Origin of the sequence: Antrihabitans stalagmiti, assembly GCF_016482825.1 — a bacterium.
GTDB classification, from domain to species: Bacteria; Actinomycetota; Actinomycetes; order Mycobacteriales; family Mycobacteriaceae; genus Antrihabitans; species Antrihabitans stalagmiti.
The window spans coordinates 834,296-850,559 of record NZ_JAEMNV010000002.1 but is presented as its reverse complement, the minus strand read 5'-3'; the positions used below and the strand labels follow the sequence as shown (position 1 = coordinate 850,559).

The following is a 16,264-nucleotide window of genomic DNA, read 5'->3' as shown; positions in this document are numbered from 1 at the left end:
TGTGCAGCAGCTCGAGCCGACCTGGCAAGTATGTTTGCCATAACGGCAAAGCACGGTATTCGCTGTGGCGATCGGCGGTTGTGTGCGACGCTGAAAGCATGGCTGATTCGGATGGCACCCGCTGGTGGTTCTGCGTCGAGCATCAGGCACCGGAGCATGGCAACGTGTGCGGTTCGCGTAATCGGCTCGGCCCGTTTCCCGACGAAGCGACGGCAGCGCGGGCGCCGGAGATTGCGCGGGCGCGCACAGAGGCTGCCGATGCCTACGATGCGGATAGCTGACGCTCGTTCTTGGGCAGATTTCCATGGGAATCTCTGAAAGTCTGTGTTTTTGCCGGTAGCGCCCGTCCCTTTTGTGCGATGTGCTGATCGGCGTGTATCCGAAAAAACTGATCCGGACCTCGAGTGTTGCCGCACAACAGATCCGGGTGCTGCAGCGCGCCGGCATGATCGATCTGCGACGGCCGGTACGGACCGCCCGCTCGGCGCGTGCTGTGCGCACGGTCGGTCCGATCGCAGGCGGTGTGCGTACCTCGGCGCGACTGTGCCCCGACCGCGTCGCTTTGGTCACCTCTGACGGTTCGCTGACCTATCGAGAACTCGACAGGCACACCGATGCTGTTGCAGGGATGTGGCTGGAGCAGGGGATCGGTCCGGACGACACGCTCGCCGTTCTGTGTCGGGACAACCCGCGATTGGTGCAGACGATGGTCGCGGCAGCGAAAGTCGGTGCGCGCCTTGTGTTGATGAATACGGGCTTCAGTGCAACGCAGTTGCTGGACGTGGCGGAGCGGGAAGGCGCGACGGCCGTGATCGCGGACCCGGAGTTCGCGGAGACGATCGCGATCATGCCTGCCAAGATTGTGCGCCTCGACACGGCTGCAGACGCGGCCGATGCGCTCGTCACCGAACACAAAGCGCTTCCCGTACCGAAGTCGCAGGGTGGGTTCGTTCTCCTCACCGGCGGGACGACAGGTACTCCGAAGGGTGCTCCGCGTCGCGTGCAGTCGCCGTTGGCCGGCGCGCAGTTCCTCGATCGCGTCCCGCTGCGACGCGGTCAGACGCTAGTGCTGTGTGCTCCGCTGTTTCATGGGACGGCTCTGTCGCAGTTCATCCTTGCCCTCAATCTGGGCTCGACGATCGTCCTGCACGGCCGCTTCGACGCGGCACGTGCGCTACAGCAGATCGGTCACCATCGCGCGGACGCAGTTGTGCTCGTCCCGACGATGTTGCGCCGCATCCTCGACCTCGGGCCGGAGGCGCTTGCTGCCGTCGATACCTCCAGTCTCCGAATCGTTTTCACCGCGGGGGCGGCACTACCCTCCGCGCTGGGCGACCGCGCCATCGAGGTGTTCGGCCCGGTGATCTACAACTTCTACGGCTGCACCGAGACAGGAACGGCGACCATCGCAACACCGGAGGATTGGCAGGCCGCGCCGGGCACGGTAGGCAAGCCGCCGGTCGGAATCTCGGTGGCGCTCTACGATTCCGACGGAAACGCAGTCACCGCACCCGGTGCGGTCGGCACCGTCTACGTCGGCAATTCGATTGCATTCGCGGGCTACTCCGGCGGTGGAAACAAGAACATTCTCGACGGCTTGATGAGCACGGGCGACCTCGGCCACTTCGATTGCGAGGGGCGCTTGTTCATCGACGGCCGCGACGACGACATGATCGTCTCCGGCGGCGAGAACGTATTTCCGGGCGAGGTCGAGGATCTGCTCTACACCCACCCAGCGGTCACGGAGGCCGCTGTCACCGGTGTGCCGGACGACGAATTCGGGCAACGACTTGCGGCGTTCGTCGTCGCAGGCGGTGACATCGACGACACCGAGGTCCGCGCCTTCGTGAAGACGAACCTCGCCCGTTTCAAGGTGCCTCGCGACGTCATCTTCGTCGACGAACTACCACGTACTCCGACGGGCAAGATCGACCGTCGCGGGCTGGCGCGGCTGCAGAACGCACACGAGCCGCCACGCACCTAGTGCGTGACGGCTCGTGAGAGCTAGCTGACGGCTTGGATCAGACGTCGTGGATCAGACGGTCTTGGCAGGTGCCTTCTTGGCGATGGTTGCCTTGGCCTCGTCGACCTTGTCGGCGGCGAGTGCCGCGTACTTTGCGGCCTGCTCGCCAACGGTGCGGGTGCCCTCGGAAACCTTGCCGAGTGCCTCGGAGGTCAGCGAGAACGCGTCGCCGTACAGGTCTTCGGCGCGCTCGAGGCCACGCTCGACGACCGAACCGTTGCGGAGACGATCGACGGTGGCCTCGCCACGCTCTGCGAGATCGGTGTAGAGGTCGATCGTCGACTGACGGTAGTCGTCGGCGAACTTGCGCAGGTCTTCGATGGTGAGCTTCTCGCGGAGTTCTGCGAGGTCTGCCGGCAGCTTCTCGCGCAGCTCGGTCAGGTCGGCCGGGAGCTCGGAGCGGAGGCTGGCGATACGGTCACGGGCGTCGTCGATCACGCCGGACAGGTCCGGGTTCTCGGTGCGCTGACGGAGCTTCGACACGACGTCGGAGACGGTCTGCGCGGCAACATCGGTGACACCGACGGTCGCGTAGAGCGGCTTCGTGACTGCCGGGGTGATCTTCTCTTCGGTAGGCGCAGTCATCTGCGTTCTCCTCTTCTGTGGTGTTACGTGCATCTCGACGCCGTTGTCGGGGAGGTCCTTTCTTCGAGGTTAAGCGAGCGTGCTTGCAAATGCAAGCGCAGGTGCTAGCAACTTTCGAGCATGTGATCGGTTCCACGGTCGAGCCGTGTCCGCCGCCACATTCGAAGCGGTTCGTCGACGGTGTTTTGGTTTTCCGAACGAAATACTCAGTGGCAGAGCAGATATGGCTGACCAGCAAAGATGATCGCACCGTTGCCAGGCTCCCGACCGACCCGCGCGATGGCGAAAGTCGCACGAAACCTCGTGTTCACCCAGGGCAACATCCGGCAAGCAAAAGACTCTCGTCGAGGCGAAGTCGGCGCAATCAGCGCGAGCGCCGCAACGCTCGCAGTCCGGCCGACATAAACTCCGGCGTCGCGTCCGCGGCCCGTGCTGCGCCACTTCCGGAGTCGGAACCGAGCAGAGCGCGATGGGTGATGCCCTCGCCGATGATGCCGAGCTTGAAGTTCGCCAGCGCGAGGTAGAAGTTCCACGAGGCAAGGTCACGACCAGAGGTAGCGGCGTAGTGCTGGGCGAGGTCGTCGGCGCTCGGCAGGCGCGTGCTCGTCCATGCCGCAGACATCCCGAGCACCAGATCGAAGATGGGTTCGCGGTAGACGCACATCAGTGCAACATCGGACAGCGGATCGCCGAGAGTCGACATCTCCCAGTCGACAACCGCGCGGACGACGGCTGGGTTCTTCGTGTCGAGAATCGTGTTGTCGATGCGGAAATCGCCGTGGACGATCGAGGCCGCCGACGAGGTCGGCAGGGCTGCAGACAGGGCGGCGTGCAGCGTTTCGACGTCGGCGAGGTCTCTCGTCTTGACCCGCTCCCACTGGCCGGCCCACAGTGTCACCTGGCGCGCGAGGAAGCCTTCGGGTCGCCCGAAATCGCCGAGTCCAACGGCCTGATAGTCGACACCGTGCAGGTCGGCGAGAACGTCGACAAGCCCGTGCGCGCTCGCTGTGACCTCCTCGTCGGACAACCTCGCAAGCTCGTCCTGATCTCTGATCACCGACCCGTCAACGAACTCGACGACAGTGAAGGGTGCTCCGAGCGCGTCGCCGTCGGCGTCGAACGCAACGGTTTTGGCAACGGGGACTGCGGTGTTCTGCAGTCCGACGGTCACCTTGAACTCGCGTGCCATGTCGTGCGCCGACGGGGTGAGCCCGCTGGTGGGCGGGCGCCGAACGATCCACGTCGATGCGTCGTCGTACGCCTTGAACGTCAGGTTGGAACGTCCGCCGCTGATCAGTTCGACCCTGAGCTCACCGTCGACGTCGACGCCGGCATTCAGCAGGAACTTTCGTAGCGCAGCAATATCCATGCCCGGCAGCGTCATTCGGATTCCTTCGCCGCTCGTTTCGCCGCACCGACAACGCGCTTCGCGATCGCCCAGCGATGAACTTCCGAGGGTCCGTCGTAGACCCGGAACGGGCGCACCTCGCGAGACAACCGGGCGAGTGGCAGATCGTCGGAGACGCCGAGTCCACCGCACATCTGGATGCTGCGATCGACGATTCGGAAGATCGCCTCTGCCGCATACGTTTTCGCAATCGATGTCGAGTTGGACGCAGGGTCGCCCCGATCGAGTTCCCAGCACGCGCGCACCAGCAGTGCCCGCGATGCGGCAATGTCGATCTCGTTGTCGGCCACCATCTTCTGAATCATGCCGAGATCGCCGAGCTTCGATCCGAAACCTTCGCGTCGCGCAACGTGAGCGACCGCGATGTCGTGTCCGCGGCGTGCCGCGCCGAGCCAGCGCATCACGTGAGTCATCCGAGCCGGCCCGAGCCGAACCTGGGCGTATTCGAAGCCGCGATCGGGTTCACCGAGAACTGCGGAATCGGGGACGAAGAGCTTGTCGAACCGCACCTCGCAGTGACCGCCGATCATGGCTTTGTCGAGGGTCCCGATGTGCCGTCCGACGTGCAGGCCGTCGGAGTCGGCGGGCGCCAGGAACATCGTTGCCCCGCCGCGCTGGCCAGGTTCGCCGGACGTGCGAGCCATGATGATGAAGAAGCCCGCGCCGTCCGCTCCCGTGATGAAGTGCTTCTGTCCGTCGATCAGCCAGCCGCCATCGGACTTCGTTGCGCGCGTGGTCAATGCGGTTGGATCGGAGCCTGCGCCAGGTGCCGGTTCGGTCATTGCGAATGCCGATCGGACGTCGCCGTGGGCAAGGGGCGCGAGATACTGCTGCTTCTGTTCGGCGCTGGCTATGTGGGCGAGCATGTGTACGTTGCCTTCGTCGGGCGCCGCGATATTGAGCGCGACAGGTCCGAACAGCGAGTAGCCGGCCTCTTCGAACACCGGCGCACGATCGGACATGTTGAGGCCGAGCCCGCCGTATTCGATCGGAGCATGCGGTGCGAAGACGCCCGCGTCCTTCGCCGCGCTCTGCAGTTCGGTTCGCAACGTGTCGCCGCCCGCGGCTGAGATATCGCCGCCGTGCGCGTCCTCGATGGGAAGGACTACGTCGCGGACGAACGTCCGCGTCCGTTCGATCAGGTCCGTCACGTCCGAGGAATAGGTCAAGTCGATCGGCACGGAAGCTCCTGTTTCGAGTGGCTGAGCAGAACGATCGTTCGGTCCTCCCACTGTTGCATATGTCGTTGAGAATGGTCAACAGGCTTGCAATTGCACCGTGCGTGGTGTTCGCTGTGTTCAGATAAGCTGAACAAGGGAACGGAATGGGCGGTGTCGAATGTCGGTCAACGAGAGGGTGCGGGCCGCGCGAACCGAGGCCGGTTTGTCGATGCGTGAGGTCGCGCGTCGGGTCGGTGTCAGCGCGGCAACCATCAGCGCGATCGAGAACGGGCGGACAGGTGTTTCGGTCGACCGGTTGCGGGCGTTGGCCGATGCACTGGGGACGGATGCGACGCTCTTACTGGATCCACCTGTGCAACGCGCGCGAGTGCCGCAGCCAGGTGCTCTCGAAACACCGCCTGCGCAGGGCGATTGGCGCAGCTTTCCCGAGTTGACCATCGACCCGGTCCTTGCGGCTGCCGTCGCGTGTTTTGTCGAAACGGGATATCACGGCGCAACAATGCGCGGCCTTGCCGAGCGGGCAGGCATGAGTGTGCCTGGGGTGTATCACCATTACCGCGACAAGCAGGATCTTCTTGTTCGGCTTTTCGACATCACGATGGACGAATTGCATTGGCGGGTAACGGCTGCGCGGGACGAAGGGGAGACGAGCGTCGAGCGGATAGCGTCGATCGTCGAGGCGCTCGCGCTCTATCACACCCATCGTCGCGAGCTGGCATTCATCGGGGCAAGCGAGATGCGGTCGCTCGTCGGCGCCGATCGAATTCGAATTACCGAGTCGCGCAACGCCATACAGTACGTTCTCGACGAGCAGATCGACGCTGCGGTAGCCGAGGGGCACCTGCGGACAGCCCATGCGCGCAATGCCGGGCGAGCGATCGCAACGATGTGTACATCGCTGTGCCAATGGTTCCGAATGGACGGTCCATCGTCGCCCGAGGAAATTGCGACCGAGTACGCGAACTTCGCGCTCGACCTCTTGCAGCAAGCTGCTCGTGAGTCTTTTCGGAGGTCAGAACCTCCGAAAAGACTCACGAGGCGCGCAGTGCCCTAGTGTCCCCGAGCGGGCTCGCTGCGGAATCTGGAGCGACTGCCGTCGATGCGAAATGCCTTCCAGAACAGGCGAGAAACCGGATTCATCGCTCCCGCGTTGTGCGCGAGCATCCGCACGTCGCTGAACATGTCGCGCAGAATTTTCGACGACTCCGGGCTCTTCCAGAAGATGTCGTCCATAACCGAATCCGGTATGTCGAACTCCTGCTGGAAGCGGCGTGGCGGGACCATGATCTCGCCGACCAACCAGCGCATCGCTATCGGGAAGGCGAGGGACATGACGAAGCGACCGGCCGGGTTCATGCCGACGATGCGCCGCTGCAGGAACTGGTGCGCGAAAGATATGTGTCTGGCTTCTTCGGCTACGTGAATCTCCATCACCCGCAACGCGATTGGATGGATTCCGCTGGTGTCGCCACGCAGCATCGCCTTCTGGGTGTGATCGATGGGTTCTTCACCCGCGAGGATGCCGATGAAGAAGATTGCAGGCGATATCCCGGCTGCGAGCGGAATGATCGGCGAGATCGCACGCATCCACCATGAGACGCCAGGAACGTCGAGGCCGATGCGGTTGATCATCTCCTGGAACATCATCGTGTGGTTGCATTCTTCGGCGGTCTCGTGCACGCAGTACCGGAACTCCGGCGATCCGTTCGGCACCTTGAAGGAGTACTGCGTCATCCCGCGAATCAGGATGCTCTCGAACTGCAGACCCACCTTGTAGATGTTCGCGATTCGCCACCTGCCGATCTCGATCTGCCGCTCCTGCGGAAGCGAGCGATACCAGGAATGGCCGCCGACGATGTCGCTCGCCGGCAGTATCCAGCGGCGATCACCTGGAACGATGGCGTGTTCCGGTGCGTTCCAATCGATGTCGACGAACGGGTCGAAACGCCTGTGGACCGAGGCTTCGGACAGTCTCAGCAGTTGGTCGAAGTAGTCGTCATCGGAAGCCTTCTCAGCAATTTTCGACGTTGTGACAGACACGCGAACTCCTTCGGCGGTGCGGCTCTGCACCTCATAGTGACTGAGACAAGATGTACCAGACACTTGCGTGGGAGGAAAGGTCCCGTGCAACTCAGACCAGTGCGGCGATGGGCGTCGACGGTTCGATGACGATGTCTACAGCGCGCATGTTCACGTCGAGAAGGTGCCAGACCGAACGTTTCAGGAATTGGGCCAACTGCTCGGATGTGACGCCTGAGCTGGGGTTGTTCAACCAGCGGTTCACACTTGCATCGACAAGTCCGACCAATCCGAAGGCAAGCGGCTCGGCTATTTGGTAGGCCGACGGCTGTTTGCGCGCGACCGCAAGCAGCAGGCCGGTCAATTGCACCGCGATCGCTGTTTTGGCGCCGGTGACCACGCGGGAGCCGCTCGTCCGATGTTTGGGCGAGCCTTTTCCTAGAAATGCGTGCAGGCGGGGATAGGCCACGATCCAGTTGACGTAGGTGTCGACGGCCCGCGAGATGGATGCGTCGACGGCTCCCTCCGGCGCGAGGGTCGGAGCGAGGTCCCGCATCAGCATCTGGACGATGCGTGCGCGCAACTGCTCGTCGAGATCGTTGCGGTCCTTGAAGATTCGGTACACGACCGATCGGGGAAGGTCAGCGCGTCCCGCGATCTCGCTGACGCCGATGTCGGCCCCGAGTTCGTTGATCGCCCCGATCGCGGCGTCGAGGATCAGGTCGCGGCGTTCAGCTTTGTGGCTGTCCCAACGCGTCGAGCGCCCGTCGGTCGGCTCCGTTCCGACATCCGCTCCTGTGTTCGACATTCATCAGATGTTACTGGGGTATTGACTGTGACAAGCTGTCCCATATAGTTGAGCGCGACAGCGTGTCGCAGGTAAGTGTTCGAACGTCACATGGGAGTGAAGCGAATGTCCACAGCGGGCAACAGGGTTTTTGTCGTCGGCGTCGGTATGACGAAGTTCGAGAAGCCAGGGTCTCGCGAATGGGACTACCCCGACATGGCCCGCGAGGCCGGCACCAATGCGCTGCAGGATGCGGGCATCGACTACCGCCAGGTCGAGCAGGCCTACGTCGGCTACGTCTACGGGGAATCGACGTCGGGTCAGCGCGCGGTCTACGAACTTGGCATGACGGGCATCCCGATCATCAACGTCAACAACAACTGTTCGACGGGCTCGACCGCACTGTTCCTCGCAACCCAGGCCGTCAAGAGTGGCCAGGTCGACTGTGCGCTGGCCCTCGGCTTCGAGAAGATGCAAAAAGGCTCGCTCGGATCGACCTACGACGACCGTGAGCAGCCGATGATGCGCCACCTCCTCGCGCTTGCCGAACTGCAAGAGTTCGCAATGCCGCCCGCTCCCTACATGTTCGGCGCCGCAGGCAAGGAGCACATGGAGAAGTACGGCACCACGGCGGAGCAGTTCGCCAAGATCGGTGTGAAGAACCATCGCCATTCGATCAACAACCCGTACGCGCAGTTCCAGGACGAGTACACGCTCGACGAGATCCTCGGCGCCAAGCAGATCTACGGACCGCTGACCAAGCTGCAATGCTCGCCTACCTCCGACGGTTCAGGCGCCGCGATCATCGCTAGCGAGGCCTTCGTAGAGAAGCACGGGCTTGCACGGCAAGCGGTCGAAATCGTCGGCCAGGCAATGGTTACCGACCTGCAGACCACGTTCGACGACAAGAGCGCCATCACCCTCGTCGGTGCGGATATGACGCGGACCGCGGCGGCGAAGGTGTACGAGCAGGCGGGTATCACTGCGGCCGATGTGGACGTCATCGAACTGCACGACTGCTTCTCCGCCAACGAACTGTTGACCTACGAAGCCCTCGGCCTGTGCCCGGAGGGTGACGGCGGCAAGCTCGTCGACAGCGACGACACCACCTACGGTGGCCGCTGGGTCGTCAACCCGTCCGGCGGTCTCATCTCGAAGGGGCACCCCCTCGGCGCGACCGGTCTTGCGCAATGCAGCGAGCTGACCTGGCAGTTGCGTGGCACCGCTGACAAGCGTCAGGTCGACGGCGCAAAGGTTGCGCTGCAACACAATATCGGGCTCGGCGGAGCGGTCGTCGTGACCGCGTACCGCCCGGCCGAACGCTGACCCCAACAATCCGATTCCCCCGCGCAAACAAGGAGTTCTACCAATGGCATCCGTTTCCGTCTCCGCAAACCTTCCCGGCGCACCCGAAAAGACTTGGGACGCACTGTCCGACCTTGCTCGCTGGGAGGAGTGGCTCACCATTCACCAGGGCTGGCGCAGTGACCTCCCGACCGAAATCACGCTCGGCTCCAAGTTCACCGAGGTCGTTGCGGTGATGGGTATGGCGAACAAGATCGAGTGGACCGTAGCCGAGGTCGAGGTGCCGAAGCTCGTCAAGATCACCGGTACCGGAATGGCTGGTGTGACAATCGAATTCGTACTGTCCGTACAGTCCGATGGCGCCGGGTCGATCGCCACGGTCGACGCGAGCTTCACCGGCGCGATGATCGTCGGACCGATCGGCAAGGCGGTCGCGAAGAACGCGAAGGCAGATCTCGAGAAGTCGCTGGAGAAGTTCGCCGAATTGGTGGGCTGATCCAGTGAGCACTGCATCGACCGCAGCGACCGTAGAGTTCGACGACTCCGGCCTCGGCGAGTGGACCGAGGAAGAACGTTTCGAGGTCACTGCTGAGCGGATCGCCGAATATGCCGCCGCAACAAACGATCCCATCGAAGCTCACCGCAACGGTGAGGTCGCTCCGCCGGTGTTCGCGATCGTTCCCGTCTTCTTCTCTATGGCGCCGGCCGCATTGTCGGTCGCGCCTGTCGAGTTGCTGATGAAGCTCGTGCACGGCGAGCAGGACTTCCATTTCCATCGGCCGATCTATCCGGGCGACAACCTCGTCGTGCGGTCGAAGCCGATCGGTTTCGAGGGACGCGACAACGGCTCGACCGTCGTGGTCTACGTGGAAACCCGCACGGACAAAGGTGAACTGGTAAACGAGCAGTGGATGACGGCGTTCTTCCGCAAGGTCGATGCGGGCCGCAGTGTCGGTGAACCGGCTCCTGCTCATCGTTTCGACGATGCGCTACGGTCACAGGCTTCCGTCGCCCGAGTAGAGCAACACATCGACAAGGACCAGACGTTCCGGTACTCGCCTGCATCGGGCGATCCCATGCCGATTCATCTCGACGACGAGATCGCTCGGATGTCGGGGCTACCCGGCATCATCAATCACGGCTTGTGCACGATGGCCTTCGCCTCGTGGGCTGCGCTGACCGAACTTGCCGACGGCGACGTCACGCGGTTGCGGCGACTGGCGGTCCGCTTCGCGAAACCTGTTCTCCCCGAACAGGACATCGCAACGACGTTCTGGCAGGCGCGAGAATCCTCTGGACCTGACGCGACGTACGCATTCGAAACAACAGTCGGCGACGAAGTCGTCATCAAGGACGGCCTCGCCGTCATCGCAGACAAGTAGGAGTTGGACTCGATAATGGGAATTCTTGACGGCCGCGTGGCCATCGTCACCGGCGCCGGACGCGGCATCGGCCGTGAGCACGCACTGCTCTTTGCCCGTGAAGGGGCGGGCGTCGTTGTCAACGACCTCGGTGGCGCCAACGACGGCTCCGGATCCGATGTCGGCCCCGCGCAGCAGGTTGTCGACGAGATCATCGCGGCGGGCGGCAAAGCTGTCGCCAACACCGACAACGTCGCGACCTGGGATGGTGCGGAAGCGCTTGTCGCGCAGTCGATCAGCGAGTTCGGTCGCCTCGATGTGCTGGTCAACAACGCAGGCATTCTCCGCGACGCGTTCATTGCGGGAATCACCGAGAGCCAGTGGGACGCTGTGATCGCCGTCCACCTCAAAGGTCACGCCGCCACGCTGCATCATGCTGCCGCGTACTGGAAGGCGCAGAGTAAGGCGGGTGTCGCTATCGACGCTGCGGTCATCAATACCGCGTCGGCGTCAGGGACATTTATGCCCAATGCAGGGCAGGGCAACTACGGTGCCGCCAAGGCAGGCATCGCCGCGTTGACGCTTGTTCGCAGCCGACGAATTGGAGCGATACGGCGTGCGAGTCAACGCCATCGCCCCGATCGCACGGACCCGCCTCACCCTGGCAACGCCCGGGATGAGTGCACTCTTTGCCGCCGAGATTCCCGAAGGCGAGTTCGATCCCTTCGACCCGTCCAACATCTCGCCGCTCGTTGCCTACCTGGCCAGCACGGACTGCAAGCTGACCGGCAAGGTCTTCGCCGTCCAGGGTGGCGGCATCTCCGAGCTTGCCGGGTGGCACGACGTCAAGACCATCGAAACCGACGGTCCGTGGACCGTTTCCGAGATTGCCGACAAATTGGGCGCAGGAGCGTAACGATGGCCAAGAACACCTACGAGCTCGGGCTCGGGCTCACCGAAGAGCATCGGGCACTTGCTGATTCGGTCCGATCCTTCGCTGAACGGACGATCACAGCCGAGCACGTGCGTGCCGCTGTCGACGCACCTGTCGAGGATAAGTTCCCGCACTACTGGCACGGACTCCAAGCCCAGGATCTCCTCGGGCTGCACGTACCCGAAGGCAACGGCGGCCAGGGTGCCGGACTGATCACCCTCGCGGTAGCGCTCGAGGCTCTCGGTCGCACCATAGCTCCTGGACCTGTCGTTCCGACCGTGCTGGCCAGTGCGGTGCTGGCAGGAACCGACTCGAAGATCGGCATCGAGGTCCTTCCCGGCCTTGTCGACGGATCGGCCACTGGTGCAGTCGCTCTCGGACCTCCACTCGATGCGGTGCCCGACAATGCGGGCGGCTACCGGATCACCGGCGTCGCCGATGCCGTTCTCGGCGGCGAACATGCGGACGTCGTGCTTGTGCCTGCCACGATCGGCGACGACATCAGGTGGGTCGTCCTCGATCACGCCGACCTTCAGGTTCGTTCGCAGGACAGCATCGACGTCCTGCGGGGTTCGGCTCGAATCGAAGCGGCCGATGTTCACATCGGTGCCGACCGCGTTCTCGAGGCACTCGACGAGCGGCGGATCCGGTCGATCGCGGCTGTCGTCCTCGGGGCCGAGGCAATCGGACTGATGTCGTGGTGTGTGTCGACCGCCGCCGAATACGCCAAGACGCGTGTGCAATTCGGCCGTCCGATCGGTCAGTTCCAAGGTGTCAAACACAAGTGCGCGCAGATGGGCATCGCTCTCGAGCAAGCCCGTGCCGTGCTGTGGGATGCGGCGTCGGCTCTCGACAAGGACGAGAGCACAGCCGATTTCGCGGCGGAGATCGCCGCCGTGATCGTCGCCGACGCTGCCGTCGTATGTGCGCAGGATTGCATTCAGGTGCACGGCGGCATCGGATTCACGTGGGAACACGATGCCCATCTCTACTACCGGCGTGCGCTCGCCATCCGTGGTGCGCTCGGGTCGCGCGAGGTCAGGGCCAACCGCGTGGCCGAGCAGGCGCTTGCCGGCGTGCTCCGCGCATCCGAACTCGAACTCCCCGCGGAGGCCGAGACGATCAGAGCGCAGGTTCGTGAGGAGCTGGCACCCCTGATCGGATTGGATGAGGACGACCAGCTCATCGCACTCGGCGATGGCGGCTGGGTGCAGCCGCATCTGCCGAAGCCCTACGGACGCAGCGCAACTCCGCTCGAGCAGATCGTGATCGCACAGGAGATCAAGACCGCCGGCATCGCGATGCCGCAGTTGCTGATGGGCGGCTGGGCGGTTCAGGCTGTGGTTGCGCACGGCACCGAGAAGCAGAAGCAGGAGCTCGCAGTACCGACCCTGCGTGGTGATGTCGTGTGGTGCCAGCTGTTCAGCGAGCCGGGTGCGGGATCTGATCTCGCGTCCTTGACGACCAAAGCCGAGAAGGTCGACGGTGGCTGGAAGATCAACGGCCAGAAGATCTGGACGTCGGTTGCGCAGTTCTCCGAATGGGCGATGTTGATCGCGCGTACCGATCCGGCTCGCCCGAAACACGAAGGCATCACCTACTTCGTCCTCGACATGTCGACACCGGGCGTCACGGTCCGACCGCTTCGCGAGTTGACAGGTTCGGCACTCTTCAACGAAGTGTTCCTCGACGACGTCTTCATCCCGGACGAGCATGTTGTCGGTGAGGTGAACGCGGGCTGGCACGTGGCGCGGACAACGCTTGCGGGCGAGCGAGTTGCGTTGAGCCAGAAGATGGAAGCCTATGCGACCGACGCGGACCTGTTGCGGTTCGCGAAGGGGCGCACGCTGTCGCCGGTGAGTCACTACCGGATCGGCGAACTGATCGCGCAGAGTCACGCACTCGACGTCATCGGCGCTCGCGTTGTCCTGAAACAACTTTCAGGTAGCGACGTCAGTACAACGTCGAGTGTCGGGAAGTTGCTCGGTATGGCGCTCGGGCAGGCTATTTCGGAGTTCGTCGTCGACGAACTCGGACCTGCCGGCGTGGTCGCGGTCCCCGGTGAGCCGAGCGACAAGGCAATGGAGCAACTCCTCGCCGGTCGGGCGACCACCATCTACGGCGGAACGACCGAGGTGCAGCTCAACGTGATCGGCGAGCGCATGCTCGGCCTGCCGCGTGATGCGGCATGAGTGGCACCGGTCCGCTGCAGGGTCTGCGGGTGATCGAGATTGCCAGTCTCGCGCCTGCGCCCTTTGCCTGCATGATCTTGGCCGACCTCGGCGCTGAGGTGATCCGCGTCGAGCGAGCGGGTGACGGCGGTCAGGGTCTGCTGGCACCGTCCGGGGTACTCGACCGGGGCCGCCGCTCGATTGCCGTCGACATGAAGACCGATGCAGGACGCGAGATCGTCAGGAAACTGGCCGACACTGCGGACATCTTCGTCGAAGGCTTCCGGCCAGGTGTTGCCGAGCGAATCGGTATCGGTCCCGACGACCTGCAAGCCCGAAATCCGCGCCTGATCTACGGCCGGATGACCGGCTGGGGTCAGGACGGTCCGCTGGCAAGTACTGCCGGTCACGACATCAACTACATCGCCATCGCGGGTGCGCTCGAACCTATCGGGCACAAGGGCCAACGCCCCGTCCCGCCGTTGAATCTGTTGGGAGACTTCGGTGGTGGTGGCCTGATGCTCGCGATGGGTGTGCTCGCCGCATTGCACGAGCGGACGACGTCGGGTCTCGGGCAGGTCATCGACGCCTCGATGGTCGACGGGGCAGCGTTGCTGACGGCATTTGTGCACGGCATGCACGCGTCCGGTCTGTGGGACGAGGGACGTGGCGGCAACCTGCTGGATACCGGCGGCGCGTTCTACGACACCTACGAATGCTCGGATGGGCAGTATGTCGCCGTGGGGTGCGTCGAGCCACACTTCTACGCGGAGTTCCTCGGTCTGCTCGGCCTGAGCAACGACGACCTGCCGATGCAGTTCGACCTCGATCAGGCCGACGTTGCGAAGAAGCGGATCGGCGAGGTCTTCGCCACGAAAACACGCGACGAGTGGACCGACGTCTTCGCAGCATCGGATGCCTGTGTCTCGCCGGTTCTTTCGCCATGGGAGGCCCACGAGCATCCGCACAACCAGGCCCGCGGCACGTTCGTCGAGGTCGGTGGCATCCGGCAACCTGCGCCGGCACCGCGCTTCAGTAGAACGCCCGCGCCGGTACCGCAACCCGGCAGCGATGCTGGCTCCGATACCGAAACGGTGCTCGCCGAACTCGGCTATGAGGCAGCATCGATTGCACAGTTCCGATCGGAAGGATCGATCTGATGACGACAACCAAACGCTCCGCTTGGCTGGACGACGATCTCGAGGACCTGCGCGCGCTGGCGCGCTCGTTCTGTGAGAAGCAGATCAAGCCGAACATCGAGAAGTACATCGACCAGCATCATGTCGACCGCGACCTGTGGAACAAAGCCGGCGAGCTCGGTCTGCTCTGCATGTCGATTCCGGAGGAATTCGGTGGCGGGGGAGGCACTTTTGCGCACGAGGCGGTGCTCATCGAAGAGCAGGCGCGGATCGGTGACACGGCATGGGGACAGGCGGTGCACAGTGGCATCATCGCCCACTACCTCAACGCGTACGGCACCGACGAGCAGAAGCGGGAATGGTTGCCCAAGATGGCGAGCGGGGAGGTGGTCGGTGCGATCGCGATGACCGAGCCAGGCACCGGATCCGACCTGCAGGCCGTCAAGGCGAAGGCCGTACGCGAAGGCGACGAGTACGTCATCAACGGCTCGAAGACCTTCATCACCAACGGCGCCCAAGCGGATCTGATCATCGTCGTGGTCAAGACCGATACGTCCGAAGGGGCGAACGGTATCTCGCTGGTGTTGGTCGAAGCCGATCGTGACGGCTTCCGCCGTGGACGTGTGCTCGACAAGGTCGGGCAGAAGGGGCAGGACACGTCCGAACTCTTCTTCGAAGACGTCCGGGTGCCGACCTCGAACCTGCTGGGAACCCAAGAGGGCCAAGGCTTTTTCCAGCTGATGATGCAGCTGCCGCAGGAACGGCTGATCATCGCGGTCGGGTCGACCGCGGCGATGGAGAACGCACTCGAGTTCACGATCAAGTACACGAAGGAACGCCACGCGTTCGGCAAGCCGATCTTCAATTTCCAGAACACGAAGTTCAAGCTCGCCGAGGTCGCAACCGAAACCCGCATCGCCAGAGTGTTTCTCGACGATTGCATCGTCAAACACCTGCAGGGCCAGCTCGATATCCCGACCGTTGCAATGGCCAAGTGGTGGACGTCCGACCGGGCGATGGTCGCGCTCGACGAATGCCTGCAGTTGCACGGTGGGTACGGCTACATGACCGAGTACCCGATCGCCCGGATGTGGGCGGACAACCGTGTGCAGAAGATCTACGCAGGGACCAACGAGATCATGAAGGAAATCATCTCGCGGTCACTCTGAAAGCAGCGTGTCCAACGCCGCGATGGTCTCGGCGTTGGACACGTGCTTGATCGTGATCATCCCGACGGCCTCGGCGCCTGCGATCGCGATGTCGGCGTCGTCGACGAACACGACCTCAGCGGCTGTGACGCCCAGGCGGGTGCACGCGAGTTCGTAGACCTGCTTCTGTCACCTCGCCGACG

Annotated in this window: 14 protein-coding genes and 2 pseudogenes; 10 read left to right on the top strand and 6 right to left on the bottom strand. The window is 63.4% G+C overall.

Annotated features, from left to right (window positions below):
* Positions 1–98: 98 nt before the first annotated feature.
* Positions 99–281, top strand: coding sequence for a hypothetical protein (locus tag JGU71_RS08005; RefSeq protein WP_199703470.1), 183 nt, complete (start codon positions 99–101; stop codon positions 279–281).
* 164 nt (positions 282–445) lie between these two features.
* Positions 446–1,984 (top strand): AMP-binding protein, encoded by a 1,539-nt coding sequence (locus tag JGU71_RS08000; protein ID WP_233528968.1) that lies wholly within the window; start codon positions 446–448, stop codon positions 1,982–1,984.
* 51 nt (positions 1,985–2,035) lie between these two features.
* Here the strand turns inward: JGU71_RS08000 and JGU71_RS07995 are convergent, their stop codons facing one another.
* The 3 genes from JGU71_RS07995 to JGU71_RS07985 form a co-directional block, all read right to left on the bottom strand.
* Complete coding sequence (locus JGU71_RS07995) at positions 2,036–2,608, bottom strand: heparin-binding hemagglutinin (RefSeq protein ID WP_199703469.1); 573 nt, start codon at positions 2,606–2,608, stop codon at positions 2,036–2,038.
* Positions 2,609–2,972: 364 nt separating this feature from the next.
* Positions 2,973–3,992 (bottom strand): phosphotransferase family protein, encoded by a 1,020-nt coding sequence (locus tag JGU71_RS07990; protein ID WP_233528825.1) that lies wholly within the window; start codon positions 3,990–3,992, stop codon positions 2,973–2,975.
* The gene (locus tag JGU71_RS07985) at positions 3,989–5,197 is read right to left on the bottom strand and encodes an acyl-CoA dehydrogenase family protein (RefSeq protein WP_199703468.1); all 1,209 of its coding nucleotides are present in this window, start codon (positions 5,195–5,197) and stop codon (positions 3,989–3,991) included. Before JGU71_RS07985 ends, JGU71_RS07990 begins: the two co-directional genes overlap by 4 nt.
* A gap of 157 nt (positions 5,198–5,354) precedes the next feature.
* Between JGU71_RS07985 and JGU71_RS07980 the strand changes: the two genes are divergently transcribed.
* Positions 5,355–6,251 carry a TetR-type transcription factor C-terminal domain-containing protein gene (locus JGU71_RS07980; protein ID WP_199703467.1) on the top strand — a complete coding sequence of 299 codons (897 nt, stop codon included), beginning with the start codon at positions 5,355–5,357 and terminating at the stop codon, positions 6,249–6,251.
* On the opposite strand, the gene JGU71_RS07975 is transcribed toward JGU71_RS07980, so the two are convergent.
* Both JGU71_RS07975 and JGU71_RS07970 read right to left on the bottom strand, forming a co-directional pair.
* Positions 6,248–7,237, bottom strand: a complete 990-nt coding sequence (locus tag JGU71_RS07975) for an AurF N-oxygenase family protein (protein ID WP_199703466.1) — start codon at positions 7,235–7,237, stop codon at positions 6,248–6,250. The genes JGU71_RS07980 and JGU71_RS07975 overlap by 4 nt on opposite strands.
* Positions 7,238–7,328: 91 nt before the next feature.
* A complete protein-coding gene (locus JGU71_RS07970) occupies positions 7,329–8,024 on the bottom strand; it encodes a TetR/AcrR family transcriptional regulator (RefSeq protein WP_199703465.1) in 696 nt (231 codons plus the stop codon).
* Positions 8,025–8,129: 105 nt separating this feature from the next.
* Here JGU71_RS07970 and JGU71_RS07965 point away from each other — a divergent pair, with 105 nt between their 5' ends.
* The 7 genes and pseudogenes from JGU71_RS07965 (at position 8,130) to JGU71_RS07935 (ending at position 16,082) form a co-directional block, all read left to right on the top strand.
* Positions 8,130–9,329: a lipid-transfer protein gene (locus JGU71_RS07965; RefSeq protein WP_199703464.1), complete on the top strand. Its 1,200-nt coding sequence runs from the start codon at positions 8,130–8,132 to the stop codon at positions 9,327–9,329.
* 43 nt (positions 9,330–9,372) lie between these two features.
* Positions 9,373–9,804 (top strand): type II toxin-antitoxin system Rv0910 family toxin, encoded by a 432-nt coding sequence (locus JGU71_RS07960; RefSeq protein WP_199703463.1) that lies wholly within the window; start codon positions 9,373–9,375, stop codon positions 9,802–9,804.
* A gap of 4 nt (positions 9,805–9,808) precedes the next feature.
* Positions 9,809–10,690 carry a MaoC/PaaZ C-terminal domain-containing protein gene (locus tag JGU71_RS07955; protein ID WP_199703462.1) on the top strand — a complete coding sequence of 294 codons (882 nt, stop codon included), beginning with the start codon at positions 9,809–9,811 and terminating at the stop codon, positions 10,688–10,690.
* Positions 10,691–10,705: 15 nt separating this feature from the next.
* Positions 10,706–11,585: pseudogene (locus JGU71_RS07950) on the top strand (SDR family oxidoreductase).
* A gap of 2 nt (positions 11,586–11,587) precedes the next feature.
* Positions 11,588–13,795: an acyl-CoA dehydrogenase family protein gene (locus JGU71_RS07945; protein WP_199703461.1), complete on the top strand. Its 2,208-nt coding sequence runs from the start codon at positions 11,588–11,590 to the stop codon at positions 13,793–13,795.
* A complete protein-coding gene (locus JGU71_RS07940; RefSeq protein WP_199703460.1) occupies positions 13,792–14,934 on the top strand; it encodes a CaiB/BaiF CoA transferase family protein in 1,143 nt (380 codons plus the stop codon). The genes JGU71_RS07945 and JGU71_RS07940 overlap by 4 nt, the downstream gene beginning before the upstream one ends.
* A complete protein-coding gene (locus JGU71_RS07935; RefSeq protein ID WP_199703459.1) occupies positions 14,934–16,082 on the top strand; it encodes an acyl-CoA dehydrogenase family protein in 1,149 nt (382 codons plus the stop codon). The genes JGU71_RS07940 and JGU71_RS07935 overlap by 1 nt, the downstream gene beginning before the upstream one ends.
* On the opposite strand, the pseudogene JGU71_RS30355 reads toward JGU71_RS07935, so the two are convergent.
* Positions 16,074–16,232 (bottom strand): annotated as a pseudogene (locus JGU71_RS30355) (HAD family hydrolase); the annotation flags it as partial. The gene JGU71_RS07935 and the pseudogene JGU71_RS30355 sit on opposite strands and share 9 nt — an antisense overlap.
* Between the last annotated feature and the right edge of the window lie 32 nt (positions 16,233–16,264).

Excerpts from the sequence above, each read along its gene's own strand:
- JGU71_RS07990 (WP_233528825.1), bottom strand. The coding sequence starts at position 3,992 with ATGACGCTGCCGGGCATGGATATTGCTGCGCTACGAAAGTTCCTGCTG.
- JGU71_RS07935 (WP_199703459.1), top strand. The coding sequence starts at position 14,934 with ATGACGACAACCAAACGCTCCGCTTGGCTGGACGACGATCTCGAGGAC.
- JGU71_RS07970 (WP_199703465.1), bottom strand. The coding sequence starts at position 8,024 with ATGTCGAACACAGGAGCGGATGTCGGAACGGAGCCGACCGACGGGCGC.
- JGU71_RS07965 (WP_199703464.1), top strand. The coding sequence starts at position 8,130 with ATGTCCACAGCGGGCAACAGGGTTTTTGTCGTCGGCGTCGGTATGACG.
- JGU71_RS07945 (WP_199703461.1), top strand. The coding sequence starts at position 11,588 with ATGGCCAAGAACACCTACGAGCTCGGGCTCGGGCTCACCGAAGAGCAT.
- JGU71_RS07980 (WP_199703467.1), top strand. The coding sequence starts at position 5,355 with ATGTCGGTCAACGAGAGGGTGCGGGCCGCGCGAACCGAGGCCGGTTTG.
- JGU71_RS08000 (WP_233528968.1), top strand. The coding sequence starts at position 446 with ATGATCGATCTGCGACGGCCGGTACGGACCGCCCGCTCGGCGCGTGCT.
- JGU71_RS07940 (WP_199703460.1), top strand. The coding sequence starts at position 13,792 with ATGAGTGGCACCGGTCCGCTGCAGGGTCTGCGGGTGATCGAGATTGCC.
- JGU71_RS07960 (WP_199703463.1), top strand. The coding sequence starts at position 9,373 with ATGGCATCCGTTTCCGTCTCCGCAAACCTTCCCGGCGCACCCGAAAAG.
- JGU71_RS07995 (WP_199703469.1), bottom strand. The coding sequence starts at position 2,608 with ATGACTGCGCCTACCGAAGAGAAGATCACCCCGGCAGTCACGAAGCCG.
- JGU71_RS08005 (WP_199703470.1), top strand. The coding sequence starts at position 99 with ATGGCTGATTCGGATGGCACCCGCTGGTGGTTCTGCGTCGAGCATCAG.